Annotated in this window: 23 protein-coding genes; 11 read left to right on the top strand and 12 right to left on the bottom strand. The window is 68.3% G+C overall.

Annotated elements, in window-relative coordinates; all coding sequences use genetic code 11:
- Nucleotides 1-1,521 (bottom strand): ABC transporter substrate-binding protein, encoded by a 1,521-nt coding sequence (locus LQZ85_RS05145; RefSeq protein WP_056278307.1) that lies wholly within the window; start codon nucleotides 1,519-1,521, stop codon nucleotides 1-3.
- Between the two features lie 94 nt (nucleotides 1,522-1,615).
- The gene (locus LQZ85_RS05140; protein WP_056278309.1) at nucleotides 1,616-2,542 is read right to left on the bottom strand and encodes an alpha/beta hydrolase; all 927 of its coding nucleotides are present in this window, start codon (nucleotides 2,540-2,542) and stop codon (nucleotides 1,616-1,618) included.
- 171 nt (nucleotides 2,543-2,713) lie between these two features.
- Between LQZ85_RS05140 and LQZ85_RS05135 the strand changes: the two genes are divergently transcribed.
- The 3 genes from LQZ85_RS05135 to LQZ85_RS05125 are packed head-to-tail and all read left to right on the top strand — an operon-like array spanning nucleotide 2,714 to nucleotide 4,419.
- Entirely contained in the window at nucleotides 2,714-3,196 is a 483-nt protein-coding gene (locus LQZ85_RS05135; RefSeq protein ID WP_056278311.1) for a carboxymuconolactone decarboxylase family protein, read from the top strand.
- A complete protein-coding gene (locus tag LQZ85_RS05130) occupies nucleotides 3,193-3,915 on the top strand; it encodes a tyrosine-protein phosphatase (protein ID WP_056278314.1) in 723 nt (240 codons plus the stop codon). The genes LQZ85_RS05135 and LQZ85_RS05130 overlap by 4 nt, the downstream gene beginning before the upstream one ends.
- Before the next feature lie 33 nt (nucleotides 3,916-3,948).
- Complete coding sequence (locus LQZ85_RS05125) at nucleotides 3,949-4,419, top strand: SIP domain-containing protein (protein ID WP_056279021.1); 471 nt, start codon at nucleotides 3,949-3,951, stop codon at nucleotides 4,417-4,419.
- A 13-nt stretch (nucleotides 4,420-4,432) separates the two neighbouring features.
- On the opposite strand, the gene LQZ85_RS05120 is transcribed toward LQZ85_RS05125, so the two are convergent.
- The 4 genes from LQZ85_RS05120 to LQZ85_RS05105 all read right to left on the bottom strand — a co-directional run bounded on the left by LQZ85_RS05120 (nucleotide 4,433) and on the right by LQZ85_RS05105 (nucleotide 8,598).
- The gene (locus LQZ85_RS05120; protein ID WP_053095702.1) at nucleotides 4,433-4,879 is read right to left on the bottom strand and encodes a hypothetical protein; all 447 of its coding nucleotides are present in this window, start codon (nucleotides 4,877-4,879) and stop codon (nucleotides 4,433-4,435) included.
- Complete coding sequence (locus tag LQZ85_RS05115) at nucleotides 4,876-5,679, bottom strand: arginase family protein (protein WP_056278317.1); 804 nt, start codon at nucleotides 5,677-5,679, stop codon at nucleotides 4,876-4,878. Before LQZ85_RS05115 ends, LQZ85_RS05120 begins: the two co-directional genes overlap by 4 nt.
- Nucleotides 5,680-5,747: 68 nt before the next feature.
- Entirely contained in the window at nucleotides 5,748-6,491 is a 744-nt protein-coding gene (locus tag LQZ85_RS05110; protein ID WP_053095704.1) for a PspA/IM30 family protein, read from the bottom strand.
- 55 nt (nucleotides 6,492-6,546) lie between these two features.
- Nucleotides 6,547-8,598 (bottom strand): TPM domain-containing protein, encoded by a 2,052-nt coding sequence (locus LQZ85_RS05105; RefSeq protein WP_056278320.1) that lies wholly within the window; start codon nucleotides 8,596-8,598, stop codon nucleotides 6,547-6,549.
- A 122-nt stretch (nucleotides 8,599-8,720) separates the two neighbouring features.
- Here LQZ85_RS05105 and LQZ85_RS05100 point away from each other — a divergent pair, with 122 nt between their 5' ends.
- The 5 genes from LQZ85_RS05100 (at nucleotide 8,721) to LQZ85_RS05080 (ending at nucleotide 12,782) form a co-directional block, all read left to right on the top strand.
- Nucleotides 8,721-9,560: a DUF3097 domain-containing protein gene (locus LQZ85_RS05100; RefSeq protein WP_056278323.1), complete on the top strand. Its 840-nt coding sequence runs from the start codon at nucleotides 8,721-8,723 to the stop codon at nucleotides 9,558-9,560.
- Between the two features lie 43 nt (nucleotides 9,561-9,603).
- A complete protein-coding gene (trmB, locus tag LQZ85_RS05095; protein ID WP_053095707.1) occupies nucleotides 9,604-10,329 on the top strand; it encodes a tRNA (guanosine(46)-N7)-methyltransferase TrmB in 726 nt (241 codons plus the stop codon).
- Nucleotides 10,326-11,219, top strand: coding sequence for a CPBP family intramembrane glutamic endopeptidase (locus LQZ85_RS05090; RefSeq protein ID WP_056278327.1), 894 nt, complete (start codon nucleotides 10,326-10,328; stop codon nucleotides 11,217-11,219). Before trmB ends, LQZ85_RS05090 begins: the two co-directional genes overlap by 4 nt.
- Before the next feature lie 28 nt (nucleotides 11,220-11,247).
- Entirely contained in the window at nucleotides 11,248-11,640 is a 393-nt protein-coding gene (locus tag LQZ85_RS05085; RefSeq protein ID WP_056278330.1) for a DUF1304 domain-containing protein, read from the top strand.
- Nucleotides 11,641-11,705: 65 nt separating this feature from the next.
- Complete coding sequence (locus LQZ85_RS05080) at nucleotides 11,706-12,782, top strand: DNA polymerase IV (protein WP_230100631.1); 1,077 nt, start codon at nucleotides 11,706-11,708, stop codon at nucleotides 12,780-12,782.
- A gap of 15 nt (nucleotides 12,783-12,797) precedes the next feature.
- Here LQZ85_RS05080 and LQZ85_RS05075 read toward each other — a convergent pair whose 3' ends face one another.
- From LQZ85_RS05075 to LQZ85_RS05065, 3 genes are all read right to left on the bottom strand, one after another.
- Entirely contained in the window at nucleotides 12,798-13,199 is a 402-nt protein-coding gene (locus tag LQZ85_RS05075; protein WP_056279023.1) for a RidA family protein, read from the bottom strand.
- Nucleotides 13,200-13,287: 88 nt separating this feature from the next.
- Nucleotides 13,288-15,849, bottom strand: a complete 2,562-nt coding sequence (locus LQZ85_RS05070; protein WP_230100630.1) for a X2-like carbohydrate binding domain-containing protein — start codon at nucleotides 15,847-15,849, stop codon at nucleotides 13,288-13,290.
- An 89-nt stretch (nucleotides 15,850-15,938) separates the two neighbouring features.
- On the bottom strand, nucleotides 15,939-18,143 hold the full coding sequence (locus LQZ85_RS05065; RefSeq protein ID WP_230100629.1) for an alpha-galactosidase: 2,205 nt from the start codon (nucleotides 18,141-18,143) through the stop codon (nucleotides 15,939-15,941).
- 164 nt (nucleotides 18,144-18,307) lie between these two features.
- Between LQZ85_RS05065 and LQZ85_RS05060 the strand changes: the two genes are divergently transcribed.
- The 3 genes from LQZ85_RS05060 to LQZ85_RS05050 all read left to right on the top strand — a co-directional run bounded on the left by LQZ85_RS05060 (nucleotide 18,308) and on the right by LQZ85_RS05050 (nucleotide 21,956).
- Nucleotides 18,308-19,282, top strand: coding sequence for an ABC transporter permease subunit (locus LQZ85_RS05060; RefSeq protein WP_230100628.1), 975 nt, complete (start codon nucleotides 18,308-18,310; stop codon nucleotides 19,280-19,282).
- Nucleotides 19,279-20,262, top strand: coding sequence for a carbohydrate ABC transporter permease (locus tag LQZ85_RS05055; protein WP_230100627.1), 984 nt, complete (start codon nucleotides 19,279-19,281; stop codon nucleotides 20,260-20,262). Before LQZ85_RS05060 ends, LQZ85_RS05055 begins: the two co-directional genes overlap by 4 nt.
- 65 nt (nucleotides 20,263-20,327) lie before the next feature.
- Nucleotides 20,328-21,956 (top strand): extracellular solute-binding protein, encoded by a 1,629-nt coding sequence (locus LQZ85_RS05050; protein ID WP_053095713.1) that lies wholly within the window; start codon nucleotides 20,328-20,330, stop codon nucleotides 21,954-21,956.
- A 130-nt stretch (nucleotides 21,957-22,086) separates the two neighbouring features.
- Here LQZ85_RS05050 and LQZ85_RS05045 read toward each other — a convergent pair whose 3' ends face one another.
- Genes LQZ85_RS05045 through LQZ85_RS05035 form a run of 3 tightly spaced genes read right to left on the bottom strand, consistent with a single transcriptional unit; the run spans nucleotide 22,087 to nucleotide 26,670 of the window.
- A complete protein-coding gene (locus LQZ85_RS05045; protein WP_083569309.1) occupies nucleotides 22,087-23,253 on the bottom strand; it encodes an ROK family transcriptional regulator in 1,167 nt (388 codons plus the stop codon).
- A complete protein-coding gene (locus tag LQZ85_RS05040) occupies nucleotides 23,253-24,257 on the bottom strand; it encodes an acetylxylan esterase (RefSeq protein ID WP_230100626.1) in 1,005 nt (334 codons plus the stop codon). Before LQZ85_RS05040 ends, LQZ85_RS05045 begins: the two co-directional genes overlap by 1 nt.
- The gene (locus LQZ85_RS05035) at nucleotides 24,247-26,670 is read right to left on the bottom strand and encodes a glycoside hydrolase N-terminal domain-containing protein (protein ID WP_230100625.1); all 2,424 of its coding nucleotides are present in this window, start codon (nucleotides 26,668-26,670) and stop codon (nucleotides 24,247-24,249) included. The genes LQZ85_RS05040 and LQZ85_RS05035 overlap by 11 nt, the downstream gene beginning before the upstream one ends.
- Nucleotides 26,671-26,685: the final 15 nt, after the last annotated feature.

The raw sequence follows: 26,685 nt of genomic DNA, 5'->3' as shown, positions 1-26,685 counted from the left end.
TCACTTCTCGGTGGCCACGGTCACCCCGGCCAGGTTGATGCGGGAGTTGATCGAGTCCTCGGGGAAGCCGGTCACGAGCGGGCTCACGGCCGTGATGGTCGCACCGTTGTACAACCAGTCCGCCGCGTGGTCCTCGGACACGATGCGCGCGGCTTCGGCGAGCAGGTCCGCGGACTTGTCGGGATCGACCTCGGCCAGCGCCTCGGTGTACAGGCCCTGCACCTCGGCGTTGTCGTAGCCGAAGTAGTAGTCGGGGTTCGCGAAGTTGCCGAAGTCACGCGGCTCGACGTGCAGCACGAAGCTGAGGTCGTAGTCGTGGTTGGTGTAGACGTCCTCCAACCAGGCCGGGAACTCGACGGAGTCGACATCGAGGGTGACGCCGACCTTCTGGAAGTCCGAGATGAGCACCTTGGGGACCGTCGTTCCGTAGAAGCTGGGGATCGTCAGGGTGAGCTCGAGATCCTCCTGGCCGGCTTCTGCAAGCAACTCCTTCGCCTTCTCCGGATCGTAGGAGACGACATCGGAGAGGTCCTCGTAACCGGGGTCCAGCTCGGGGATCGGTCCGTACAGGGTGGATCCCGCACCGACGGCCTCGACGAGAGCCTCGTGATCGATCGCGAGGCGGAGTGCCTCGCGTACCCGCACGTCGTCGAGAGGCGCCTTGGCGTTGTTGAACGCGAGCGTGGCCTTGTCTGTGGTGCGGCCGGTCGTGAGGGTGAAGTCGCCGGAATCCTCGAGCTGCGGGGCGAGATTCGGGTCGACGGCTGTGAGAACCTGAACCCCGCCGTCGAGAGCGGTGTTCACTCCGGCGGTGAAGTCGGGGATGTACTGGAACTCGACCTCGGCGACTCCCGCCGGTTCGCCCCAATAGGCGTCGTTGCGGGCGAAGGTGATGGCGCTGCCCTTGTTCCACCGAGTCAGGGTGAAGGGGCCGGTTCCGTTCTCGGCGGTCTTGAGGTCGGTCGTGTCGCCCGTCTGGAAGACGAGACCCGCAGGCCCGGTGAGCGAGAACAGGAAGTTCTGGTTCGGCTCCGTGAGCACGATCTGCACCGTCGCGGGGTCCGGGGCGGTGATAGAGGCCACCGAGGCGAACTCGGCGTTGCCCTGCAGCGTCGCGTCCGTGCGGACGGCCTCGTACGAGGCGACCACGTCGGCCGAGGTGAGTGCGGTTCCGCTGTGGAACGTGATGCCCTCGTTGAGGGTGAACGTGTAAGTGAGTCCGTCGTCGGAGACCTCGTAGTCCGAGGCGAGGCGGGGCACGATCTCGTTCTCCTGCGTCCGGCTGATCAGACCCTCGTAGATGTTGTCGATGAGGATCTGCTCGAGGGCTGCGCCGCTGGTGTGACGGATGTCGAGATTGGTGGGTTCGAGGACGAGCCCCACCTGGAGCGTCGCGTCCGGATCGGGCTCTCCGACGGGCTCAGTGGTCTCGGGCTCTACGGCACCCGCGCAGGCGGTGAGGACGATGGCGCTCGCCGCGATGGCGGAGATCAGCGCGAGTCGTCGCGTACGTCGGAACATGGGTTGTTTCCTCTCGGTGCGGCAGTTGCTGTGTGCCGATGGATCGAGCCTAGGGATGTGTCGGGTGGGTGAGGGCGGAATGTGGAACGGAACGTCACATTCCGTGCGGCGGGAGCGAGGACGAGATCACCGCGGCGAGCTGCCCGGGCGCGGTCTCCTGGACGTTGTGGGTGGCCTGGACAGCGACCACGCGGGCCTGAGGCAGACGATCGGCGAACTCCTGCGCATCCGCTGCGGTCACGAAGCCGTCGATCGCGCGGAGGAGCGTGAGGGGTGCCGACGTCTGCGAGAGATCCTGCCAGCCGGTGGTGTGAAGTGCGGACGGCGCCGAGACGTCGCCGCGGTCGTGCGCAGCGAGCGTCTGGGCCGCGAGGTGCGCGAAGTGGTGCTTCCACTCGACGCGGCCGTCGGCGCGCACGCGGGTGTTCAGGAACACGCCCCGCTCGGTCTCAGACCTGGCGCCCCCGAACCCGAACGTGATCGCGCGGTCGACGAGCTCGTCGCGCGTCTCGAAATCCGTGGGGCCGGCGTAGAACTCGCGTAGGGCGGCGGGCCCGGCGGACGTGTCGATGCCCGGGGTGATGTCGACCACGATCAGCCCCGACACGAGGTCGGGACGGGCAGCGGCAAGAGCTGCGCCGGTGAGGCCGCCGAGCGAGTGACCCACGACCAGCTGCGGGGCGTCCGTCCAGGCGTCGAGCGCCGCGGCGACGTCGAGGGCGAGAGTGCGAGGGGTGTAATCGAGGTCGTCGCGCCACGACGAGTCGCCGTGACCGGCGAGGTCGATCGCCAGCACCGGCTGCTGGAGCGCGAGCACCGTCGTGTCCCACGTGTGCGCATTGAGACCGGCGCCGTGCAGCAGTGTCACTCGAGGTGCCTCGTCGCCGAATCGCAGCGCGCTCACCTGGCGGCCGTCCGGCAGGGGCAGCGTCACGCGTCGAACGGACGGTTCGGAGACCCCCATCGTCTGCGCCTGTGCGGGAAGATAGCTGAACTCGCTGGTGTCGATCGCCACCTGCATATTCTGCTCTGCTTCGAGGGTGGTGGGGAAATGCGGGAGCATTATGTTTGCCGTAACCCGGCTCACCCTTGGCGAAAAGGTATTAAATCGGCGCTGTCATTTCGCGCTCTGCATTCTCGCTTCCTGTGAGCGGCTCGCCAGCTTGAGTGCACAACGGAATATCATTGAGCCATGAGCGAGACGCGAGTGCACCTCTCAAAGACCGAGCCGGCGGCCTACCAGGCGCTCGACGCCTTCGCCCGCACCGTGGGAGACATCTGCGCAGCCAACGGGATCGACGATCGGCTCAAGGAGATCGTGATGATCCACTCGTCGCAGCTCAACGGGTGCAGCTACTGCACGCGTCTGCATGTGGATCGCGCGCTCAAGGCGGGCATCGACACCGACACGCTCATGCAGATCGCGACGTGGCGCGAGAGCAATGTCTTCAGTGACCGCGAGGAAGCCGCGCTCGAGCTCGCCGAGGCTTTCACCTTCATTTCCGAGGAGGGCATCTCCGACGACGTGTACGACCGGGTCGGTGGAGTGTTCACCGAGAAGGAGTACGCGGCACTGAGCTGGGCCTGCATCTCGATCAACGCCTTCAACCGAGTCGTGATCGCCGGAAGATACCCGGTTCCGCCGCGCTCGCCGCAGGCGCAGGCGCAGGCATGAGCGTTCTCGAGGTCGACGGGGTCAACAACTTCCGCGACGTCGGAGGGATGCTCGCAGACGGTGGTCGGATCCGTTCGGGCGTGCTGTTGCGATCCGGCCAGCTCTCGGCGGCGACCACTGCCGGGGTGAACGAGGTCCGTCGCCGCGTCGCTCACATCGTCGATCTCCGCGACGGCGAAGAGGTCGCTGCAGAGCCGACCGAGATCGAGGGTCCCGACACCACTCACCTTCCGCTGTTCCTCGGATCCGTGCGGTCGTTCTTCGAGACGGACACGAGCCTGGAGGATCTCTACCTGCACCTGCTCGAGGAGAGCGGAGATCGGCTCGTCGCCGCGATCCGCATCATCGCCGAGGGGGAGCCGACTCTCGTCCACTGCACGGTCGGCAAGGACCGCACCGGGGTGACCGTCGCGCTCGCGCTCGCCGCAGCGGGCGCCGACCGTGAGGCGATCGTCGCGGACTACGCGCTCACGGAGTCGCTGCTGCCCGCCGAGCGGTCGCAGCGCATCGCCGCGTACCTGAGGTCGCAGCATCCGCAGGCGGTGCACGCCGTCGCTCTGGCGACGCAGTCGCCGGCACCGGTGATGCGGGCGCTGCTCGAGCAGGTCGACGAACGTTGGGGTTCGGCCGCCGGCTACCTGCGCGCGAACGGGATGACGGACCAGGAACTCGAGGCTCTGCGACGCGCACTTGTGGAAGAAGTCCCCGAGCAAGGTTAGGCAACCCTTCATATGCTGTATGATGGATGCATCATGGAGACCTTCCTCGAGACCCGCAGCACGCGTGCCGAGCGCCGCGCCGCACGTCGCCGTGCTCACCACCTGGTGACGGCCGACGAGCACTCGCTCGCCGAGCTCGAGGTCTTCCTCGCCACTCTGCCGCTGTGCGCGTCGGGTCGGATCTTCATCGAGGTCGCCGACGCGTCCGACATCGGCGTGATCGAAGCCCCTGGACGCATGACGGTCACGTGGCTCGCTCGATCCCAGCGATCGGGCGCACCGGGAAGCGGGCGAGCGTGCGCACCCGGCGAGGCTCTCGCCCGAGCGACCTGCGCGTGGGCAGACGAGATGCTCTGCGACGACGAGCTCGACACCCACGTCACCCTTCTCGGAGGCTTCCTCGGCACGGCTGACATCGTCGAGCACCTGACGGGCGCCCTCGAGATCCAGCCTGCTCAGATCCACGCTCCGGAGCGTTTCGGGCTGCTGCCCGTCGACCGCTGAGCGCTTCCGCGCTCTACGGCCGCGACCTGCTGCGGCGGACGTAGTTGCCGTCTTCCAGGCCTGCCTCGATCTCGAAGCGGTTGCGCAGCGGATCCCTGCCCGCGAACAGGTAGAGCACCGGAAGCAGGATGCCGTAGCGCAGCCACTGCGCCTTGTGCACCGCCTCGTGGCGCAGCACGGCGTCGCTCGGACGGGCGTCACCCGTCAGGAAGCAGCCGCCGACGCACACTCCGCCGCGGTTGAACGTCCAGTTCGGCATCCCCTGGAACACCCACAGGCCCGATCGGCGTTCGACGGGACCCGTGCTCCACAGGGACCCCCAGATCCAGCCCACGGACGTGCCCCACCAGTAGCCGATCCGGCTGATCGGCGAACGCAGGAGGAACGCGGGGATCCGGCGGTCGAGTCTCCGACCGCGAGCCACAGCGCGCTCGGCGGCCGGCCGCCAGTCGGACGTCATGCGACGGCTCCGACGAGACGGAGCAGCGCGCCGAGGTCGTCGACCGCGTCAGCGGGTGAGCGAGGGGCGAACCCCGCGATGGTGGCGCCCGCCAGCGGCACACGGGACCGCAGTGCGCGGATCGCGGTGCTCAGACTCGCGGGCGAGAGTCCGAACGGTGCGGGGGAGGAGACGCCGGCGATCTCCGCAGGGTCGAGCACATCGACGTCGATGTGCACCCATACGCGGCGCGCGCCGGTCGCTTCGACCGCGTCGGCGAGAGCGTCGGGCGATTCCAGATCGTCGACGGAGAGCTGGGCGAGGCCGTCGAGGGCGGTGACCTCGTCGTCGTCGAGATTGCGCATGCCCACCGTGACCACCCGATCGCGGGGGATCCCGGGCGAGAGCGCGAGTTGAGGCTCTCCGTCGCCGAGTACCGCGCGGAGCGCCATGCCGGAGAACGCTCCGGAGGGTGAGGTGTCCGGCGTGTGCAGGTCGGCGTGGGCATCGCACCACACGACGGCCAGGTCGTCGGTTCCGCCGGGAAGAGCCGCCAGGGCGGCGACGGTCACGCTGCAGTCGCCGCCGATGATCACGGTGTCGGCGGTCATGCCGGTTTCGACGAGCTCTCGGGTGCGAAGGAGAGCGCTGAGTCGGCGGACGCCGGTGCCGAGGGATTCACCGGCTTCGACCGGCACATCGAGCACCGTGGTCGCGGCACGCGGAAGGTCGCCGGCGATCGCCGAGGCGCCGTCGACGAGCAGCATCGCGCGAGCGGCGGGGGAGCCCTGCCACTGCGGGACGACGAGGAAACGCACCATGGGTGCCTCCAGCTGAGAAAGAGGAGCGGGTGCCTCGGACGCGAGGATCCGAGGCACCCGCAGGTGTGTCAGGAGCCTTCGATGGCCTGGCGAGGGGCGGAGCCGCCCGCCTTCAGCTCGGCGAGACGAGCCTCGACCTCGGTGAGCTCACCGAGGTCTTCGAGGCTCTCGAACTGAGCGTCGAGGCTGGATGCCGCGAGCTCGATCTTGCCCTGGGCGAGGGCCTCCTGACGGCGGACCTTGTCTTCGAAACGTCCCAGCTCGCTGGTGGGGTCGAGGACGTTGATCGAGGAGACCGCATCCTGCACCTTCGTCTGAGCCTCGGCGACCTTGGCGCGGGCGAGCAGCTCGCTGCGCTTGTTCTTCAGCTCGCCGAGCTTGTCCTTCATGCCGTTGAGGCCGGACTTCAGCTTGTCGACGATCTCGGTCTGAGCGGCGATCTGCGGCTCGGCCCCGGTCGCCTCGCGCTCGGCGCTGATCTGGCGCTGCAGAGCGATCTTCGCGAGGTTGTCGAACTTGTCGGCATCGGCGGCGTCGCCGGTGGAGCGCATCTCGTCGGCCTTGCGGCTGGCGGCGAGAGCCTTGTTGCCCCACTCGGTGGCGGCCTGGACGTCTTCCTCGTGGTCGCGCTCCAGCAGACGCAGGTTGCCGATGGTCTCGGCGATGGCCGACTCGGCGTCGGCGATGCTGTTCGTGTAGTCGCGAACGAGCTGGTCGATCATCTTCTGCGGGTCTTCCGCAGAGTCCAGGAGCGAGTTGATGTTCGCGCGGACGAGGGTCGAGATACGTCCGAAGATGGACTGCTTGGTCATGCGTGGTTCCTTTCAGAGGGTCGGACTCGATGTCTGGGGTCGATAGGTGTGCGGTTCAGAAGCGTCGCCCTCCCGAACGGCCGCTGCGGCCGCTGGAGCGGCTGCCGCCGCCTCCACCGAAACCGGAGCTGCGGAACCCGCCGCCACCGCTGGAACGCCAGCTGCTGCTGCGCGAGGAGCCGCCACCTCCGCCGCCGCCCGAGAGCAGACCGCCGATGATGCCGCCCAGGATGTCGCCACCCAGGCCGGAACCGCCGGAGCCTGATCCGCCGCCGCCGAAGATGCTGCCGCCGGCGCCGCCCCATCCGCTCTCATAGCGGCTCGGGCTCATAGCCGCGACATCCGCCTGGGCGGATGAGGTGGCCTGCCGGGCGAGTTCGAGCGCGCGTCCTGCTTCTGCGAGCGCGGTCTCGGGATCCGACGACCGCAGACTCACGGCCTGAGTAAGGGTCGCGTCGGCCTGGGAGAGGCGGGTGCGAGCCGTGGAGCCGACCGTTCCCCGCCGCGTCTCGATGTACTCGCGCGCTGCTCGGATCTCGGAGCCCGCCTGCGTCAGGGTCTGCTCGAGAAGCTGCTGCACGCGTCGCGCCCGTTCCACGGCCTGGGTGCCCTCCGCGATCGCGGCGTCGATCTGCGTGTTCGCCGCGCTGAGCGCTTCGAGCACGCGCTGCGGACTGCGCGATGCTCCGGAGAGGTCGGCCTGCGCACGCTGCAGCTGCTGCGAGGTTGCGGCCGCGACCGCGGCGAGCGTGCCTCCGGCGTCAGGCAGCTGCTGTGCCGCGGCGATGTCGGCCTGCAGCTCGGCGACGAGAGCCTGCGCCTGCGATTCGATACGGGAGAGTTCGGTGCCCAGCGCGTTGATGGCCTCGACCAGCTGTGTCGCCTGCGCCACCGACTGCTCGGCCGTGCGGATGGCGAACGCCGCCTCGCCGGAGCGACCGGCCGCTATCGCCTGCTGCGCGGCCTCGATCGAGCGGTCGGCGAGGGCTGCCCGCTCCTGAGCCTGTGCCGGGTTGTCGGACACCGTGCTCAGTGCCGATGCGTCGTAGGTGGCGGACAGCGCGGCCAGAGCGGGAGCCGCGGAAGTCAGAAGCGGGACGAGAGCGGCTCGCTCGCCGCGGACTCTGTCGAGTTCCTGTGGTGCGTTCTGCTCGAGCTTGCGGAGCGCGTCGAACGCGTCGGTGTTCTCGTCGAGGACGTCGTCGATCTCGTCGCACAGCCGGATGATGCGGATGTGCCAGGCGCGGCGATCGTGGACGGTGTCCTCGATCTCGTCGTCGAGCTTCTGCTTCAGATCGAAGGCCTCGGACATCTTCGACTTCGCGGTCTCGACTGCTCCGCTGAACTCGGCGGTCGCCGCGTCGCCGAACTGGGCGACGGCGAAGCCGAGCTCCTCGCGGCTCGAGGTGATCGCATCGTCCGCCTGCACGAGTGCGGCCCCCGCCTGCGTCTCCACCTGCTCGTCGGTCAGCGTGGAGAACGGATCGTTCGGATCGGGCGTCTCGGGCATGGCGCCACGCCTGCGGATCGCGGCATTGCGACGCGCGCGGCGAATGAGGGCGATGATCAGCCAGATGATCAGGCCGACCGCGATGACGGCGACCACGATCAGTGTGGCCCGTAGAGCGCCCGCACCGCCGTCGCCCTCGATCTCGTCGGCGGCGAGGACGATCATGCCCTCCCAGTCCTCTTGTGCGGCCAGACCCTGGATCTTGTCTTCCACGTCGTCGAGCTTGCTGTCGCTGAGCGGGCCGTCGGGTGCTGCCGAGATGTAGTAGCTGCGTCCCTCTACCGCGATCGCGAGCAGGTACTGCTCGGAGCCGAGGTTGTTGTTCTCTGCGACGGTATCGGCCCAGGCGATGTTGTCGGTCGGCGAGGTGAAGTCATCGACGAGGACGACGAAGAGATCGGACGAGGAATTGTCGCTGAGCGTCTGGAGTCGAGCCTCGACGGCGTCCTCTTGGCTCGGGCTGAGGACGTCGGCGTCGTCCGTCACGTATCCCGAGTCGAGCGTCACGGGGTCGGTCGCGGAGGCAGCAGATGCGGAGAACGCGGCTGCTGCAGCCGCCGCCGTCAGTGCGGCCAGCGCCAGCCACCGTGTCTTCATCGTGTTCCCTCCGACCGGCAGCCGAGCCCCATGGCACGAGTCTATGCACAGAGGCCGACACGCGACACCTTCCGAGGGGGGATAGCCGTTCGCCCTCAGCGGAGACACATACGCTGGATGGCATGGACGACAGGTACGGATCCGATGTGCTCGCTGCCGGCTGGAGGGAACGAGCAGCCAAGCCGGTGCCGCAGGTTCCCGCCGAGCTCGATCTCGTCGTCGAGGTGGCGCAGGACGGATTCTGCGGAGCGGTCACACGGGTGCAGGGCGGCAACGTCGAACTCGAGGACCGGGTGGGGCGCAAGCGCCTCTTCCCGCTCGGAGGCGGGTTCCTGATCGACGGATCACCGGTGCGGCTCACGGTCCCGGCCGCGAAGGAGCAGGGCCTCCGACGCACGGCATCCGGCTCGTTCGTCGCCGCCGATCAACGAGCCAGGGTCGCGCTTCCCAGCCGGATCCTGGTCGAGGGCAAGCACGACGCCGAGCTGGTCGAGAAGGTATGGGGAGCGGACCTGCGGGTCGAGGGCGTCGTCGTCGAGTTCCTGCAGGGAGTCGACTTGCTCGACGAGCTGCTCGCCGCAGAGCCTCCCAGCGCATCGCGCCGCTACGGGGTCCTCGTGGATCACCTCGTGCCCGGGTCGAAGGAATCGCGCATCGCCGACGCCGTCGCCCGGGGTCCGCACGGCAGGCATGTGAAGATCGTCGGCCACCCGTTCGTGGATGTCTGGCAGTGCGTCACCCCTCGGGCTCTCGGTATCGCGAGATGGCCGGAGATCCCCCGGGGCACGGACTGGAAGACCGGGATCTGCCGCGCATTCGGGTGGCCGTACGAGACGCAGGCGGACACCGGTCGCGCCTGGCAGCACATCCTGTCGAAGGTGCACACCTACCGCGACCTCGAGCCCGCGCTCCTCGGTCGGGTGGAGGAGCTGATCGACTTCGTGACGGCACCGGCCTCCTGACCCGCGGTCGGTGGCGTTCAGCGCCGCCGACTACCCTGGAAGCATGCCCGAACCCCGCACCTTCCGCGACGAACCGGTCTCCTTCGTGCGCCGCAGCGGCCGGATGTCCGATGCTCAGGAGCGCGCGTTCGAAGAGCTCGGACCGCACTACCTCCTCGACGTGCCCCGCGATGTCGCCTGGACCTCGGTGCACCCGGAGGCGCGTCTCGATCCCGCCTCCGAGTACGGGCGGGATGCGGACCTGTACGTCGAGATCGGCTCCGGTCAGGGGCACGCCATCGTCGCCGCCGCATCGTCCCGCCCCGACGACGACTTCCTCGCGGTCGAGGTCTTCCGCGCGGGTCTCGCCAGGACCATGCTCGACGCCGACCGCGAAGGCGCTCGCAACGTCCGCGTGGTCGAGGCGAATGCGCCGGAGGTGCTCTCGTCGTACCTCCCCGAAGCGGCAGCGGCAGAGGTCTGGATCTTCTTCCCTGATCCGTGGCACAAGAAGAAGCACACCAAGCGCCGTCTCGTCCGCCAGGGGTTCGCCGACACCGCCGCTCGCGCACTCCGTGACGGCGGTCTGCTCCGCCTCGCGACCGACTGGGAGGACTACGCGCTGCAGATGCGCGAGGTGCTCGACGCGGAGCCTCTGTTCGAGCGCGCCTTCGACGGCGACTGGGCCGAGCGATTCGATGGACGCGTCATGACCGCATTCGAACGCAAGGGGATCGCCAAGGGGCGAGACATCCGCGATCTCGTGTATCGGCGGAAGTCGCGCGCGTGATCACCGCGCAGCGCATCTCGGCGACGTGGCCGGCGGTCGTCTCCGCGCTCTTCGTGTGCGCTGCGGCGCCGGCGTTCTTCGTGGTGCAGATCCCGTGGCTCGGCTGGGCGCTGCTCGCACTCGGCGTCGGGAGCGCGTGGCTCGTCGAGCGCCGTCTGCCGGTGACGGCGGATCAGACGGTGCGCGTGGGCACGCGTCGCGAGAGCGCCCGAGTCGTGGGGACCAGCCGTCAGCCCTCACTCACCAGGGACCTGTCCCTGATCGCCCTCGGCATGCTCATCGTCAGCGTGATCCCGCTCGCGGCAGAGCTCGACAACCTCGCGATGCTGCGGTTCACGCTCGCCCTCGGCGGCGCGGTGGCGGTTCCGTACGTCGTCTCCCGCTTCGTGTTCCGCGACCGGGCGATCGGCTTCCCCTGGCGGGCGCACCGCCGGTGGGGGCGCCTGCAGTGGGGCTGGCTCGTCGCCGTCCTGGTGCTCGGCTGGCTGATCCTGCCGTTCTACTTCATCACCAGCGGCGTCTATCAGAACTGGCCGGTCGTGGACTCGCCCGACCTCATCGCCCGGCTGTTCGTCGGCGTCGGAGCGGTCGGCATCTGGGACGAGCTGTTCTTCATCTGCACCGTCTTCGCCCTGCTGCGCAGGCATTTCCCCGACGCCCTCGCCAACGTGCTGCAGATGATCGTGTTCGTCTCATTCCTGTGGGAGCTGGGCTATCGCGAGTGGGGACCGCTGCTGACCATCCCGTTCGCGCTGCTGCAGGGGTTCATCTTCATGCGGACGCACTCGCTGGCCTATGTCGTCACGGTGCACCTGCTGTTCGATGCGGTGGTGTTCGGGGTGCTCGTACACGCCCACAACCCCGGGCTTCTGCCGATCTTCCTGATCTAGCGCGAGCGGACATCGATACGATCGAGTCATGCTCATCGTCGGACTCGTCCTCGCCGCGGCCGCTGCCGCCTTCCACGTCTTCATCTTCGCGCTCGAGTCGCTGAGATGGACAGAGCCCGAGACGAGGAAGATCTTCGGCGTCGCGAGCGAGGCGGACGCCCTCACGACGAAGGCGCTCGCCTTCAACCAGGGCTTCTACAACCTGTTCCTCGCGCTGACCGCGCTGCTCGGCGTTGGCTTCGTGATCATCGGCTTCACAACGGTGGGACTGACTCTCGTGTTCGCCGGAACGGGGATGATGCTCGCCGCCGCACTGGTGCTGATCCTCTCCGATCGCACGAAGGCGCGTGCCGCGGTGATGCAGGGCACGCTGCCGCTCCTCGCCCTGATCGCGACCGCGATCGCCGTCTCGATCGGCTGATCTCGGTGATGCGCTGATCGTCTCCGAGGGGTGACAACTCGCTCGGCACGGGCCACACTCGGTGCATGACCGACTGGGTGCTGCACGTCGACATGGATCAGTTCATCGCTGCGGTCGAGGTGCTGCGCCGACCGGAGCTCGCAGGGCTCCCCGTGATCGTCGGCGGCCGGGGCGACCCGACGGAGCGCGCCGTCGTGTCGACGGCGTCGTACGAGGCGCGGAAGTTCGGCATCGGATCCGGCATGCCGCTGAAGATCGCGGCACGTAAGGCGCCTGAGAACGCGGTCTTCCTGCCGGTGGACCACGACGCGTATGAGTCGGCCTCGACCGAGGTGATGTCGACACTGCGTGCGCTGCCCGGGGTGGTGCTCGAGGTCATCGGCTGGGACGAGTGCTTTCTCGGCGTGACCACGGACGACCCCGAGCAGACGGCGCGCAGCGCGCAGAACGCGGTGCTCGAGTCGACGGCACTGCACTGCTCGGTCGGCATCGGCGACAACAAGGTGCGGGCCAAGATCGCCACGGAGTTCGGCAAGCCCCGGGGTGTCTTCCGGCTCACCGCCGAGAACTGGTTCGACGTGATGGGAGACCGGCCTACTCGGGGCCTGTGGGGAGTCGGCCCGAAGGTTCAGAAGCGGCTCGCCACCCGCGGCATCACGACGGTCCGGGAACTCGCTGACGCGGACGAGGCAGAGCTCATCGCGGAGTTCGGACCGCGGATGGGCGTCTGGTACCACGGGCTGGGCTCGGGTCTCGGTCCGACCGTGGTCGACAGCACCCCATGGGTGGCCCGTAGCCACAGTCGCGAGATGACGTACCAGCAGAACCTCACGACGACTGCAGAGGTTCAGGCGGCGCTGACCGAACTGGCGGGGCAGGCCTTCGACGACTGCGCAGCCGAGGGGCGCCCGGTCGTCCGCGTGCATCTGAAGGTGCGCTATGCGCCGTTCGAGACCAAGACCTTCGGCCGCAAGTTGCCGGAGCCGACCACCCGGCGCGCGACGGTCATCGAGGCGGCACTTGCGCTCGGTGCCACGCTCGATCACGACCGGGAGGTCAGACTGCTCGGCGTCCGCGCGGAGATGGCCATGCCCGAGGGCGGTGACTCGGCCGAGCGGACCCCGGTGCGCGGAAGGATCTGAGTCGGCGCGCCGCGGTCATTCACGGATGACGGCGGCGATCGCGCTCACCTCGATCACTGCGCCCGGGACGCCGAGCCCGGCCACGAGGGCTGCGGTCACCAGCGGAGGGGCGCCATCACGGGCGAGCGTCGCTGCGACGGCACCGTAGGCGGCACGAAGATCGGCATCCTGGTGGATGTAGATCGTCCAGCTGATGACATCGTCGAGGCCTGCGCCCGCCGACTCGAGCGCGATCCGAGCGTTCTCGACCGCGCGGAGCGACTGCTCGGCGGCATCCGTCGAGACGAGCGCGCCCGTCTCATCGACGCCGTTCTGGCCGCCGACGTGGATCGTCGTGGCCCCGGGCGGGACGACGGCGACATGACTGAAGGCGGGGCTCACGACGAGTCCCGCCGGCTGTGCGAGTGTGATCTCCATCTGCAGAGTGTGCATCCGGGGGCGGACATCCGCGAGAGGGTTCGTCGGCGGTGCATCGGGGCGGGCACGGGGCCCGCCCCGACGGGGGTCAGCCGACCTTCTTGACCGTGTATCGGAACACGTCCGTGCGGAGCACGTCTCCTGACGTCTTCACGACCTTGATCGTGTGCTCGCCGTCCTTCAGCCCGGTCGCCTCGAACAGGGTCTGATTCGAGACGCGCGACTCGGCGTGGGTGTCGACGCTCTTCACCTTCTTGCCGTCGATGTACACATCGACGGCTCCCTGGTCGGGTGCCTTCGGGCCGAGCCACGCGACGCCCGTCCCGCGGAACGTGAACGACACGGAGTCGCCGTCGGCCGTGGTGGCGTGGACATCGTCGAGATGGTCTCCGGTGAACGCGAAGTCCAGCGTCGCGTCTCCCACCGGGAGTGCGGCGAGGTACGACGACTTCAGTGTGACCGTCGATCCGGACAGCGTGTAGTCGGCGTCGCGCTCGAGCGGCTCACCGCCGAGGCTGATCGAGGAGAGCTCGGTCGGGTCGCGCAGCACATCGACCGTCACGTCGGCGGGAGCGGCCTTGTTGAACGCACCCGAGGTCGTGCTCAGCTGGCTGTCGAGAGTGACGACGAGCTTGTCGAGCAGCATGAAGGATCCGGACTTCTTGACCACCCGCAGGGTGTGACTTCCGCTCGCGAGATCGGCGACGGCGTAGACCACCTGCTGGGAGAGGCGCCCGTCGGCCGCGGGCAGCGAGGTATCGACGGTCTCGACCAGCTGTCCGTCGAGGTAGACCTCGACCTCGCCCTGCGATTCGTGCTTCTCGGTGACGTACTGGATCCCGGTTCCCTGGAACGTGTACTCGAAGGCCGCTCCGTTCGTCTCGACGTAGTGGACGTCGTCGCCGTGGTCGCCCAGCCCGCGGTTGTTGCTGTCGCCCCAGGACCCGCTGTAGCCGATGCGTGAATCGTCGTCGTTCAGGGTCACTGTCAGCCCGGTGGCGGGCGGTTCGGGCGTGCCTCCACCCGGGGTGTCGGACACCGCGACGGTGAAGGGCTGCGATGTCGCAGGGACCTCGTTGCCGTCGTTGCGCACCCACGCCCCGTCGTAGCCGACCCGCAGCGAGTCGTCGTTGACGGTGAGTGCCGCCTGCTTCGCGGGCGTCACCTTCAGAAGGCGCACGCCGTGGATCGGCACGCTCTCGGCGGTGAAGCCCTCCGCTTCCGATCCCAGGTTCTTGCCGGCCCAGAGATCGCGGACCTTCGCGGAGCCGTCGAGTCCGATGTCGGACCAGTCGACCGTGATGTCGGCGTCTGCACGGCCCAGGTTGTACAGCGCCACGGTGTAGGTGCCATCCGGGTTCAGTGCGTACCAGACCTGCTGCTTCGTCGCCGTCGAGACGGGGCGAGCGGGCACGCCTGCCTGGTTCACGGCGATGACCTCGCGGTTGGTGATCAGCTCGAGCCCGTACTCGTCGAGGTTCGTCAGATCGTTGCCCAGGTACATCGGCGCCGCGGAGGTGGCCCAGAGCGTCGTCGCGGTGCGGCGTTCGTCGCGCGTGAGGCCGTCCATCTTCCCGTTGCCCACGTTGAGGGAGTCGAGGTCGTTCCAGCCTGCGGGCCCAGCGTGGCGCCACCAGTCCGAGAGCCTCGGGAACAGGCGAGCGACGTTCTCCCAGGTGGTCAGGGCCTCATCGCCGCAGTAGCATTCGACGTCCCAGTCGATGCGCCAGCCGTCTGCATACTGCTTCCAGTAGTCCGCGTAGTCGATGTCGACGGCCCAAGAGAGCTCGAACCAGATGTCGTTGCGGTCGAGCGCCCGCGACCAGGCGGCGACCTCCTCGCGGGCGTCCATCGACAGGTCGCTGATTCCGGAGCCGGGGGTGACGCTGTCGAACTTGATGAAGTCGACTCCCCATTCGCCGAGCAGATCGGCGATCGAGTCGATGTACTTCTCGGTGCAGGGGTTGTCGAAGTCGAGTCGGTACCCGAAGCCCCAGTAGTCGCCCTGCTGGAGAGGCTGCTTGAGCAGATTCTCGGTCGTGCAGCCGGGAGCGCCGTAGATCGGGAGCGCCTTCTGCGCCGTCTCGAGGCTCATCCCGGGAATCAGATACAGACCCACCTTCTGGCCGTTGTCGTGCACGTGGTCGATCACCGCGTCGAGCCCGTCGGGGAACAGCGTCGTGCTGGGAATGGGGCGTCCGTACTCGTCCTGGCCTCCGTTCCAGCCGGCGTCGATGTTGATGTAGTCGTAGCCGAAATCCTGGAGCTTGTCATGCATGGCATCCGACTGAGCCATGATCTGATCGGCGGTGATCCACTGGCCTCCTTCGTACACCTGCATGCTGTAGCTGCTCCAGCCCATGTAGGGGGCGGTCGATCGGTTCGAGATGCCGTCTTCGGTCTCGTCCGCAGGCGTGCGCGTCGCATCCGCCGGTGGCTCCTGCTCCGGGGTGCTCGAGGGAGCAGGTTCCGGTGCCGGCTCTTCAGTCGGTGCCGGCTCTTCGGTCGGTGCCGGGTCGTCCGTCGGCGCGGGAGCCGTCGTCGGCGTCGTCTCAGGCGCCGGAGTCGGTTCCGGTGTCGCCTCGGTGGCCCAGCTCGCGCCAGGTGCCAGAGCGAGGACGATCGCTGTCGCGGCGAGTGCCGCGGTCAACGAGGCCGCTCTCCTTTTCTGTCGGTGTGCGTTCATTGCTTTCCTCTCGTTCGACTGCTCTGTCGGGGGATGGGAAGGAGGTGTGACCGTCAGCCGTCTGCGCGCCTGATCTCGATGAGCATCGCCTGCTGCGGATTGAGCGTCGGCAGGGGGACGCCGGCGGTGACGAGGACGGACCCCGGCATCTCGACCGGGACGGCGACGGCGGCCGTCACCCACTCGGGGTCTCCACCGTGTCTGCTCGACGCGCCGAGATCTTCGCGGATCCGGACGGTGTACGGCGCAGCGGCATCCAGTCCGGGAAAACGCACCCGACCGGACTGGCCCGATGCCGATGTCGTGAACCGGCTCCAGGTGAACAGCGCTTCGGATGCGTCTCGGGCCACGATTCCCGAGAGTGATGTCGCGGGATCCGCGAGGTCCGCGTTGACGACGCGACCGCTGTGCAGCAGGTCGCGGAATTCGCGGTACATCGCGGTCCAGCGGGCGATCGCCGCCAGTTCGCCGTCGTCGACGACGGTGAGGTCCTGCTCGATGCCGGCGTGCGCGGTCAGCGACGTCGCCAGACGGAACGACAGATCGGTGGTGCGGGCGGTGGTGTGCGATCGCGCGGAGCCGAGGTGGGAGCCGATGAGTTCGGGAGGCACGAGGCTGCGCGTCCACCGCTCGATCTGGACGCGTTCGACCGGATCGTTGCAGTCCGAGGCCCAGACACGATCGGTGCGGTCGAGGATCCCGAGGTCGATGCGTCCGCCGCCGCCCGAGCATGTCTCGATCTCGAGCCCCGGGTGCCGCGACCGCAGCTCGTCGAGCAGGCGGTAGAGCGCGGCCGTCTGCCGGTGCACGCTGGGCCTGTCCCCATCGCCGCCGCGACTGACCGCTTCGAGAAGATCGCGGTTGTGATCCCATTTCAGGTAATCGATCGAGTGCTCGCGCACGAGAGCGTCGAGACGCGCGAGAAGGTAGTCGTACGCCTCGGGGCGCGCGATGTCGAGAACGTGCTGCGACCGGGATTCCGGGCCGAGGCCCTCGGCCGGACCCAGTACCCAGTCCGGATGGGCGCGCGCGAGATCGGAGTCGAGATTGATCATCTCGGGCTCGAACCAGAGACCGAACTGCATCCCCTGAGCACGCACGACATCGACGAGGGGCCCGAGTCCGTCCGGCCACACCTCATCGTCGACGAACCAGTCGCCCAGGCCGGCATCCGCTTCGCGGCGTCCGCGGAACCAGCCGTCGTCGAGCACGATGCGCTCGACCCCCACCTCCGCCGCACGCTCGATCAGCGCGGTGAGGCGCTCGAGGTCGTGCTCGAAGTAGACCGCCTCCCAGGTGTTGAGCACCAGGGGTCGCGGCGAGCGCGGATGCGTCGGACGCGCGCGCAGGCGCCCGTGGAGTCGGTCGCTGATGGCGTCGAGTCCGCTGTCGGACCAGAGGAACAGCGCGGTCGGTGCGTCGTAGCGGTCGCCGTCTTCGAGGATGATCTCGCCCGGGTGGAGCTCCTCGCCGGCTCCGATGACCGAACTGAACACGCCAGCGCCCTCGGGAAGGCGCTCGGCGAGGTACTGCTGTTCACCGCTCCACGCGAGGTGCACGGCCCAGATCTCTCCGTGCCGGAAGCCGAATCCGGCGGTTCCGGCCGCGAGCAGGAAGGGCGAGTCGTGTCCCGGCTTGCCGCGGTGCGCGGCGCGACGGTGGGTGCCGAAGCCGAAGGGCGAACGCTGCGGGGAGCGCTCACGGCACCACTTCCCGGTGAAGTCGAGGATCTCGGTCGCGCGCTCGGGGAGCGGAAGCAGCGACAGCACGGCGCCCACCGTGTAGGGGGTCCGACCGATGCGCGGACTGAGGGCGGCGTCGCGTGCGAGGGACGTGTCGACCGCGAGAACTCCGTGCGGGTCGAGGTGATATGCGAGTTCGGTGCGGATGCCGCTGATCGTGTCGTCGAACCGGAGGACGATGCGCCCGCCGACGCCGTCGGACGGGATCTCGACATCGTGTCCCACGAGTCGAGGTCGGGGGGTCGTGGCGCGTCCGCTCGCGTGACCGGAGAGAGCTGCGGTTCCCGACCAGCCCTCGTGCTCGGTGGGCAGTGCGGAGAAGGCACGCGGGATGTCGGGGGAGTTGTTCAGCTGGGCGGGCCCGGCCGTGAGGGCGAGCGCCGAGACGGCTGCGGGATCGAGGTCTCCGAGGTCCGCGCCCCAGTGCAGCACACGGGGGATCGGGTCGGAGATCTGGACGATGAAGGCGGCACCAGCGGCGCGGAGTGCGACGACGGTGTCTGCACGGGAAGTCATGGGATGAGACCCTCCGGTAGTTACTTGACAACGTCAATAAATCACGTTTGAGATGGACGTGCAAGCGATCCCTCGAAATCGCCGACCGGAAATCGAGCGTTTACTTTTTCGGCTCGGCGTGATTTTATTACGACGTAAAGTAATCCTGCCCTGGGAGGGCGATCATGAAGCTCAGTGCTGAGCACGCACCACCGGTCGAGATCTCGCCGCCGAGTCCTCGACGCACCGACGCACGTTCGCGATTCGTCCGCAGCCTGCGCCGCTACTGGCAGCTGTACCTGCTGCTGCTCCTGCCCGTCATCTGGTTCATCGTGTTCCGATACGTGCCGATGGCCAACGCGGTCATCGCGTTCAAGAACTACAACCCCATCGACGGCGTGTGGGGGAGTCCCTGGGTGGGAGTCGACAACTTCACCGCACTCTTCCGCAACCCGGTGTTCCCCAAGCTCATCGGCAACACGTTCATCCTCGCGGTGTACACCCTCATCGCGAGCTTCCCGCTGCCGATCATCCTCGCGATCCTGCTCAACGAGGTCCGACTGCGGTTCTTCACCCGCACGGTCCAGCTCGTCACGTACGCGCCGTACTTCATCTCCACCGTCGTGATCGTGTCGATGACGATCCTGCTGCTGTCTCCACGCGTGGGCATCCTGGGCCGGACGCTGAGCTTCTTCGGCGCAGGTCAGGTCGATCTGCTGGCGAGCGCCGACTTCTTCCGGCACATCTATGTGGCGACAGACATCTGGACGACCACCGGGTACTCCGCGGTCATCTACCTCGCCGCCCTCGCGTCCGTGGACACCTCCCTCTACGAGGCCGCCAAGATCGACGGCGCATCACGGCTGCAGAAGATCTGGTACGTCGACCTGCCGTCCCTGCTGCCGACAGCGACGATCATCCTGATCCTCGGGGTCGGCAACATCATGGCGATCGGGTTCGAGAAGGCGTTCCTCCTGCAGAACGCACTGAACCTCTCGACGTCGGAGATCATCCCGACGTACGTCTACAAGACCGGCATCCTGAACGCCAACTTCAGCCTCGGAGCCACCATCGGACTCTTCAACGCCGTCATCAGCCTCGTGCTCCTGCTCGTCGTCAACGGCATATCCAAGCGAGTGACAGGAAGTGGGCTGTGGTGAGCACCGTGATCAGAGAGCAGCCCCTGCTCACCGAGGAGATCGTCGTCGGATCGGGCTCAGGGCGCGGCCGCCGCCGACGGGACCCCGTGGCCTCCGGGGTGAAGGTGAAGGAGACCAGAGCGGATCGCGTCTTCGTGATCGCCGCCTACCTGCTGTTGACGGTCTTCCTGCTCGTCGTGCTCCTGCCGCTGCTGAACATCGTCGCCAGCTCGTTCTCCAGCCCTCAGGCGGTGTCATCCGGCCGGGTGCTGTTCTGGCCCGTCGACTTCACCCTCCGTGGGTACACCGAAGCTCTCAACAACCCCGCGATCCTCCGCGGATTCGGCAACTCGGTGTTCTACACCGTGGTCGGTACGATCATCAGCGTCGCCGGGACGGTCGCCATCGCGTATCCGCTGTCCCGGGCGAACCTGTTCGGGCGCAAGACCCTCACCGGCGGCGTCGTCTTCACGATGCTGTTCTCCGGCGGAGTGATCCCGATGTACATCGTCGTCCAGTCGCTCGGCCTGCTCGACACCCGATGGTCGATGCTCCTCCCGAACGCGATCGGCGTCTGGCAGGTGATCATCGCGATGGTCTACTTCCGCTCGTCGATCCCCGACGAGGTCTACGAGGCGGCACAGCTCGACGGTGCGAGCGAACTCCGCATCCTCTGGACCATCGTGCTGCCGCTCGCCAAGCCGCTGCTCGCGGTCATCGCGCTGATGTACGCGATCATGCAGTGGAACTCGTACTTCGACGCGCTGCTCTATCTGCGCGACGCCGACCTGCAGCCGCTGCAGCTCGTGCTGCGAGGCATCCTCATCCTCAACGACGGCGGAGGCGGTGGCGACCTGGCCGCCCAGCTCGAACGTCGAGAGCTCGCCGACCTGCTCAAGTACTCGACCGTCATCATCGCCACCGTGCCGATGCTGATCGTGTACCCGTTCGTCGCGAAGCACTTCAGCAAGGGGATCATGGTCGGCGCCGTCAAGGGCTGACCACTCCTCTCACAGACCCACCACACACACCCGCACACCTGAACCGGTCAAAGGAGATTCCGGCAATGACACACCGCATCACACGAGGCGCGATCGCGGCGGTCACCGTCGTCGCGACGGGACTGGCGCTCGCCGCCTGCACCCCGGCGAGCGACGACAACGGCCAGCTCGTCGCATTCGGCCCGCAGGGCGAGAACGGCTCGCTCAAGGACAATCTGTTCACCCAAGAGGTCGAGAAGAAGTTCGACATCGACTTCGACTGGCAGACCACGACCTACGACGGCAGCGTCGCGGGGGAGAAGCGACAGATCTCGCTCGCCAGCGGCGACTACCCCGACGCGTACTTCCTCGTGCCGTGGGTCGACGGATTCTCGCGCAATGAGATCCTCAAGTACGGGCAGCAGGGGGTGCTCGTGCCCCTCGAAGACCTCATCGACGAATACGCCCCCAACCTCGCCGAGCGATTCGAAGAGAAGCCCGATTGGAAGCAGTCGGTCACCGCGCCTGACGGCCACATCTACGCGATCACCCAGTGGAGCGAGTGCTTCCACTGCAGCTACCCGTCGAAGCTCTGGATGAACACGACCTGGCTCGACGCCCTGGGACTCGAGCAGCCGACCACCACCGAGGAGCTGCGCACGGTGCTGCGCGCCTTCAAGGACGGCGACCCGAACGGCAACGGCGCCGCCGACGAGGTGCCGCTGAGCGGCTCGGCGTCGGAGCCGATCATCAACTATCTGATGAACGCCTTCACCTATGCGCCGGTCGGCGGACCCTCGAGCCCGCCGCCTCTCGTGCTCGACGGCGATGAGGTCGCGCTGAACGCCACCTCGGACAGCTGGCGGGCGGGGCTGGAGTACATCACGTCGCTGGCGCAGGAAGGGCTGCTCGACACCGGGGCGTTCACGCAGAACGGCGACGCCCTCAAGGCGCTCGGAGACAGCGGGGACGCGCAGATCCTCGGCTCCGCCGTCACGCTGCACCCGTACGTGTTCGTCTCGGCGGACTCTCCTGACGGACGTGACAAGAACTACGACGCGGTCGCGCCGATCGCGGGTCCGGACGGCACTCAGCTCGCCACGTGGCGGTCGCCGGTGAATCCGGTGGGCACGTTCGCGCTGACCAACAAGTCGACCGAGGACGAGCGCATCGAGGCCATCAAGCTGCTCGACTACCTCGCGACGGACGAGGGCCAGATCCGCGCGTCGATGGGACCGGAGGGGGAGGCGTGGGTGCCCGCGGTCGACGGCGACCTCGCGCTCGACCCCGAGCTCGAGCCGACATTCCGTCCCATCACGTATGACGAGACCTCCAATGCCGCGTGGCGTTCGATGTCGCAGTACTGGGACTCGCTGGAGTTCCGCAACGCCCAGGTCGTGCCGGAGGACATCTACACGCCCGACGGATACGAGCGACGTCTGCTCTACGCGACGCAGGAGTACGAGCCCTTCCAGCCCGACGAGAGCGTGATCTTCCCGATCGAGAAGTTGTGGCCCGACCTCGAGACCTCGGCCGAGCTCGCGGAGCTGCAGACGAACATCGCCACCTACATCACGCAGGCCCAGGCGGAGTTCGTCACGGGGCAGCGCGACATCACGGACGACGGCGCGTGGGACGCGTACGTCGCCGACATCGAGGGCCTCGGGCTCGCACGCTACCTGGAGCTGCTGCAGACCGCGTACGACGCACTCTGATCGACACGGGATGCGCGGGACGGATCATCCGTCCCGCGCATCTCTGCATTGCGGACCGTGGCGGGCTGGGCGCGAGAAGGGGACGGATGCCGATGGCATCCGTCCCCTCTCTTCCGCTCGTCCCGAACGGTCAGCGCACGAGCGACTGGATGGCGGCGGCGGATGCGCCTCGCGCCCAGTCCTCGAAGGTGTGCGGACGGGTCAGGATGCGGCAGCGCGCCGCAGCGCCGAACGCGTGCGCCTCGAACGCGTCGTGCAGGGTCTTCTCGAACAGGTCGAAGTCCGAGACGCCCTCGCCGCCGATGATGACGACTTCGGGACCGGTGAGGTTAACGAGTGTGGCGATGGCCGTGCCGATGAGGCGGGCCGCTTCGCGGAATGCGGCGTCGGCGTCGGCGTCTCCGGCGTGGGCGAGAGCAACGGCTTCGTCGATCGCGACCGGCCGGCCGAGGGCACCGGAGACCGCCGCCTCGATCGCTCCGGTCGAGGCGGCGGCCTCGACGCAGCCGCGACGCCCGCACGGGCAGACGAGTGCCGGATCGGCGAGCGGCAGGTGCCCGATCTCGCCCGCGACACCGAACGCCCCGCTCACGACCTCTCCATTGAGGTGCAGTCCGCTGCCGATCCCGCGTCCGATGGTGACGATAGCGAACGAGGCGGTGCCGAGCCCGACACCGAACCAGTGCTCTCCGATCGTCAGCGCGTGCACGTCGTTCTCGAGCGTGACGGGCCAGGGGAGGCGCTCCTGGAGCAGGTCGCCGAGCGGCACGTCCGCCCACCCCATGATGTTCGACTCGCGCACGATCCCGGTGATGCTGTCGACGTCACCCGACACCGACACTCCGACTCCCGCGATGGCCGACGCGCTCTCGCCGAGCTCGGCCGCGAGCGCGGCGACGACGTCGGAGATGGCGTCGATGACGGTGTGGGGATCGTCGGCGGGAAGCGCACGACGGGTGCTGGCGAGCACGGTCGTGGCGAGATCGGTCGCGACGGCGATGATCTCGTCGACGTTGACCTTGACGCCGATCATGACCATCGACTCGAGGACGATGGAGACAGGGCTCACCGGGCGTCCGGGGGTGCCGTCGCGATGCGAGGCGGGCGGCGCGTCGACGAGGCCGGCCGCGACGAGCGGGGCCACCGCCTTCGTGACGGCGGCTTGGGAGAGCCCCGTCTGGCGGGCGATGTCGATCCGGCTGATGGGACTGCGCGTCAGGATCGTCTCGAAGACCCGTGATCCCGCGTCGGACGCCGAGCGGATCAGGGTGGTTCGCGCTGCGGTGTCGTGGTCCATCAGGTCCTTCGTGTCGTGTCGGCTATCGTAGCGAATCCGCCGTGATGCGGTCGGCTGTGCAGGCCCAGGTGCTCGGCCGCGAACTCCAGGGCGTTCTCCTCGTCGAGGTCTCCGCCGGCCTCGTGCCCGTTGTACGGCCACAGGACCACGGTCTTATGGCCGCCGTACGCGGCGAATGCGGGCAGCACGGTCTCGGGCGGCGCGATGCCGTCGAGGAGCCCCGTGCTCAGCAGAGCCGGGGCCGTCGCACGCTTCGCGTGGTTGATCCCGTCGAAATATCGGAGCGTCTCGAGAGCCGCGGCGGCGTCGCCGCGCCGATCCGCGAAGTACTGCGTGAGCAAGGTGTACGGGTGATCGGTGCTCAGCGTGGCGGCCCGGTCGAGTTCACAGAGGAAGGGTGCCTGCACGATCGCGACGGCGAGGTCGGGGACCAGGCCGGCGATCGCCAGCGCGATCCCGCCTCCCTGGCTCGCGCCGACCGCGCCGACGCGATCCGCGTCGACGACGTCGACGGCACGGAGCGCGTCGACGGCTCGCACGGCATCCGCATACACCCTGCGGTAGTAGTACTCCTGAGGCGAGCGGATGCCGCGGGTGAGGAATCCGCCGGCGGACGGACCGCCGTCGGCATGATCGTCATCGGTGTCGCCGTGTCCCTGCCCCCGCGCGTCCACCACCAAGTGCGCGTAGCCCGCGGCAGCCCACCGCAGATCGCGCAGGGCATGACCTCGGCCGTTGCCGTAGCCGAAGAACTGCACGAGCCCGGGGAGGGGCTCCGCGGCACCGTGCGGCACGCGCAGCCAAGCATGGATCGGTGTTCCGCCGTACCCGCGGAACGACACGTCGTACACGTCTATCTGAGTCAGACGCGTGGGCATCGGGGTCACGGAGAGGTCGAGCGGAAAGCTCCGAGTGCGAGCGATCGTGTCCGCCCAGAAGGCGTCGAAGTCATCAGGCTCGGTCTGCGTGGTGGGGGCGACGACATCACGCACCTCACCGCGCACGGGACTCCTCCTGGTCGGCAGACGCGGAGAAGAGAAGATCATGATCGGCGAGGTCGATCCGAGCGCCCGGCGGCACAGCGATGATCGCCTCCCGCTCGCCGTTCGAGACGGAGACCTCCCTGTCGCGCTCGCCGGGGTTGCAGAGAGCACCCGAGATCACCCGCCCGTCCGCCCAGGCGAGGTCGAGCACGAGGCCCGGTCGCACGGCGATGCCCTGGACGTCTCCGTGGGTCCAGGATGCGGGGAGCGCGGGAAGCAGACGCACTGTGCGGCCGTGGCTCTGCACGAGCATCTCGGTGATCGCGGCGGGGAATCCCAGGTTGCCGTCGATCTGGAAGGGCGGATGCGTGCTGAGGAGGTTGGGGAGCAGGCCTCCCCACTCCGAGCCGTCGACGGGCCCGTGCCGCGTGGCGTCGCCGTCGAACGGCGTCAGCGCCTCCTCGAGCAGCGATGCGGCGATGTCGCCCTGCCGTGCCCTGGCGCGCAGTGCCACCTTCCACGCCCACGACCAGCCCATGGCTCCCGGCCCGCGTGCGTCGATGAGCGCCACAGACGCGTCGAACAGCTCCGGAGTCCGCTCGGGCGTCACCTGGTCGAGCGGGAAGAGTCCGACCACGGGGGAGAGGTGCCGGTGCAGCGGTTCATGCTCGTCGACCTCTTCGGACCATTCGAGCAGTCGGCCGTCGGAGCCGACACGCAACGGAGCGAGGGCTGCCAGCGCCTCGCGCACCTCGGCTTCCAGTGCGTCGTCGATGCCGAGTCGGCGGATCGCGACGAGCGCGCGCTCGAAGAGCGAGCCGATGAGGCTGAGATCCGACGTCGCGGTCAGGCCGAGCGGCGTCGGCAGACCGTCGGCGGCCACATAGGAGTTCTCGGGGGCCGTCGACGGCGAGGTGTGCAGGTGCCCGTCGGGGCCCGGAGTCAGCCAGTCGAGGCAGAACTCCACCGCGCCCCGCATCAGCGGCCAGATGCGAGCGCGGAGCAGCTCATCGTCGCCACCGAACTCGTACGCGTCCCAGAGGTTGTGGGTGAGCCAGACTCCGCCCATCATCCAGATCGCCCAGCTCGCCGCCCCGTGCCCGTCGCCGACCGGCAGGCTCCACCCCCAGACGTCGCTGTTGTGATGGGCGACCCATCCGCGCGTTCCGTACAGCTCCCTGGCGGTGTCGGAGCCGGTGCGGGCGAGGCGCTCGACGAGGGAGATCAACGGCTCGAGGACATCAGGATCGAGCAGCATCGGCGCCGCCCAGTAGTTCATCTCGGTGTTGATGTTGATCGTGTAGTTCGACGACCAGGCCGGTTGCAGCTGGTCGTTCCAGATGCCCTGGAGGTTGGCCGCAGGGCTGCCGGCACGAGAGCTCGACGCGAGGAGGTACATCCCGAATTCAGCGGCGACCGTCGCGCGGAGCAGGGGGTCGGAGCCGCGGAGAACGTCGCGATCGACTCTCCACTCGCCCTCACGCCGACTGCCGATCGCGAATCGCGCCCGAGTCATGCGGCGCCGGTCGGCGACATGCTCGGCGAGGAGAGACGAGGCGTCGCGCTGAGCCGCGGCCTCCGCCCTCTCTCGTGCGCGATCCCGGATCGCCTCGCGTGAGGCGATCCGCCAGTCCCCGTCGGCGTCGGCCCACCACGACCCGGCGCGCGACGAAGTGGACAGGGCGATCAGCAGGCGGCGGGCATGGCGGACGACGATGCGATCGTCGTGGCGACCCACCTCGCCATCCGAGTCGAGGGAGACGGCGACGGCCGCGTAGGCGTCGAACTCGGCATCGTCGTCGGCATAGCGCAGGGGGTCGACGGAGTCCTCGTGCAGCGGGGCGCCGTCGATCGGAACCTGCACATCCAGCACGAGCGCGTCGGACGCGTCGACGACGCGACCGCGGAGCGGGGTGGACAGCTCGACGGTGGTCTCGAACTCGTCGTCCGAGGTGAGCTCGATGATCAGGGCGTGAGCCGGAGCCGAGACCCAGGACCGTCGCGTCACTCGGCCGGCGGGGGTGCGCAGTGACTCGACGAGGGTCGCCCTGTCGAGATCGAGGATGCGAGCGGGGACGGTCTCATCCGATCGAGCGTCCGCCACGCGCACGAGCAGATCGGCGAGAGGGAGGAACTCCTGCGAGTAGGGGCCCTCGAACGCCATCAGCAGCTCCTCCGCCCGGCGCACGTCGGCGGCAGCGAGGGCCTCACGGACGGCCGCGAGCCGTTCGGGACCGGCACCCCCGTCACGCACCTTCTGCAATGCGCGCGCGGGGCCGTCGGGCGTTCCCGACCAGATCGTCGAGTCGTTCAGCTGATAGTGGCCGTCGGAGCCGCCGAACGCCATCGCGCCGATGCGGCCGTTGCCGAGGGGCGTCGCCTCCTCCCAGCGGGTGGCGGGGGCGTCCCAGGTGAGGCGCAGGGTGTCGGTCATCGCACTCCGGTGTGT

Origin of the sequence: Microbacterium sp. Bi98 (genome assembly GCF_918698045.1) — a bacterium.
GTDB lineage: Bacteria > Actinomycetota > Actinomycetes > Actinomycetales > Microbacteriaceae > Microbacterium.
This window is presented reverse-complemented; position numbering and strand designations above follow the sequence as displayed.

Excerpts from the sequence above, each read along its gene's own strand:
- LQZ85_RS05145 (WP_056278307.1), bottom strand. The coding sequence starts at position 1,521 with ATGTTCCGACGTACGCGACGACTCGCGCTGATCTCCGCCATCGCGGCG.
- LQZ85_RS05035 (WP_230100625.1), bottom strand. The coding sequence starts at position 26,670 with ATGACCGACACCCTGCGCCTCACCTGGGACGCCCCCGCCACCCGCTGG.
- LQZ85_RS05120 (WP_053095702.1), bottom strand. The coding sequence starts at position 4,879 with ATGACGTCCGACTGGCGGCCGGCCGCCGAGCGCGCTGTGGCTCGCGGT.
- LQZ85_RS05130 (WP_056278314.1), top strand. The coding sequence starts at position 3,193 with ATGAGCGTTCTCGAGGTCGACGGGGTCAACAACTTCCGCGACGTCGGA.
- LQZ85_RS05100 (WP_056278323.1), top strand. The coding sequence starts at position 8,721 with ATGGACGACAGGTACGGATCCGATGTGCTCGCTGCCGGCTGGAGGGAA.
- LQZ85_RS05140 (WP_056278309.1), bottom strand. The coding sequence starts at position 2,542 with ATGCAGGTGGCGATCGACACCAGCGAGTTCAGCTATCTTCCCGCACAG.
- LQZ85_RS05050 (WP_053095713.1), top strand. The coding sequence starts at position 20,328 with ATGACACACCGCATCACACGAGGCGCGATCGCGGCGGTCACCGTCGTC.
- LQZ85_RS05115 (WP_056278317.1), bottom strand. The coding sequence starts at position 5,679 with ATGGTGCGTTTCCTCGTCGTCCCGCAGTGGCAGGGCTCCCCCGCCGCT.
- LQZ85_RS05075 (WP_056279023.1), bottom strand. The coding sequence starts at position 13,199 with ATGGAGATCACACTCGCACAGCCGGCGGGACTCGTCGTGAGCCCCGCC.
- LQZ85_RS05125 (WP_056279021.1), top strand. The coding sequence starts at position 3,949 with ATGGAGACCTTCCTCGAGACCCGCAGCACGCGTGCCGAGCGCCGCGCC.
- LQZ85_RS05065 (WP_230100629.1), bottom strand. The coding sequence starts at position 18,143 with ATGACTTCCCGTGCAGACACCGTCGTCGCACTCCGCGCCGCTGGTGCC.
- LQZ85_RS05045 (WP_083569309.1), bottom strand. The coding sequence starts at position 23,253 with ATGGACCACGACACCGCAGCGCGAACCACCCTGATCCGCTCGGCGTCC.
- LQZ85_RS05135 (WP_056278311.1), top strand. The coding sequence starts at position 2,714 with ATGAGCGAGACGCGAGTGCACCTCTCAAAGACCGAGCCGGCGGCCTAC.
- LQZ85_RS05105 (WP_056278320.1), bottom strand. The coding sequence starts at position 8,598 with ATGAAGACACGGTGGCTGGCGCTGGCCGCACTGACGGCGGCGGCTGCA.
- LQZ85_RS05085 (WP_056278330.1), top strand. The coding sequence starts at position 11,248 with ATGCTCATCGTCGGACTCGTCCTCGCCGCGGCCGCTGCCGCCTTCCAC.
- LQZ85_RS05060 (WP_230100628.1), top strand. The coding sequence starts at position 18,308 with ATGAAGCTCAGTGCTGAGCACGCACCACCGGTCGAGATCTCGCCGCCG.
- LQZ85_RS05110 (WP_053095704.1), bottom strand. The coding sequence starts at position 6,491 with ATGACCAAGCAGTCCATCTTCGGACGTATCTCGACCCTCGTCCGCGCG.
- trmB (WP_053095707.1), top strand. The coding sequence starts at position 9,604 with ATGCCCGAACCCCGCACCTTCCGCGACGAACCGGTCTCCTTCGTGCGC.
- LQZ85_RS05080 (WP_230100631.1), top strand. The coding sequence starts at position 11,706 with ATGACCGACTGGGTGCTGCACGTCGACATGGATCAGTTCATCGCTGCG.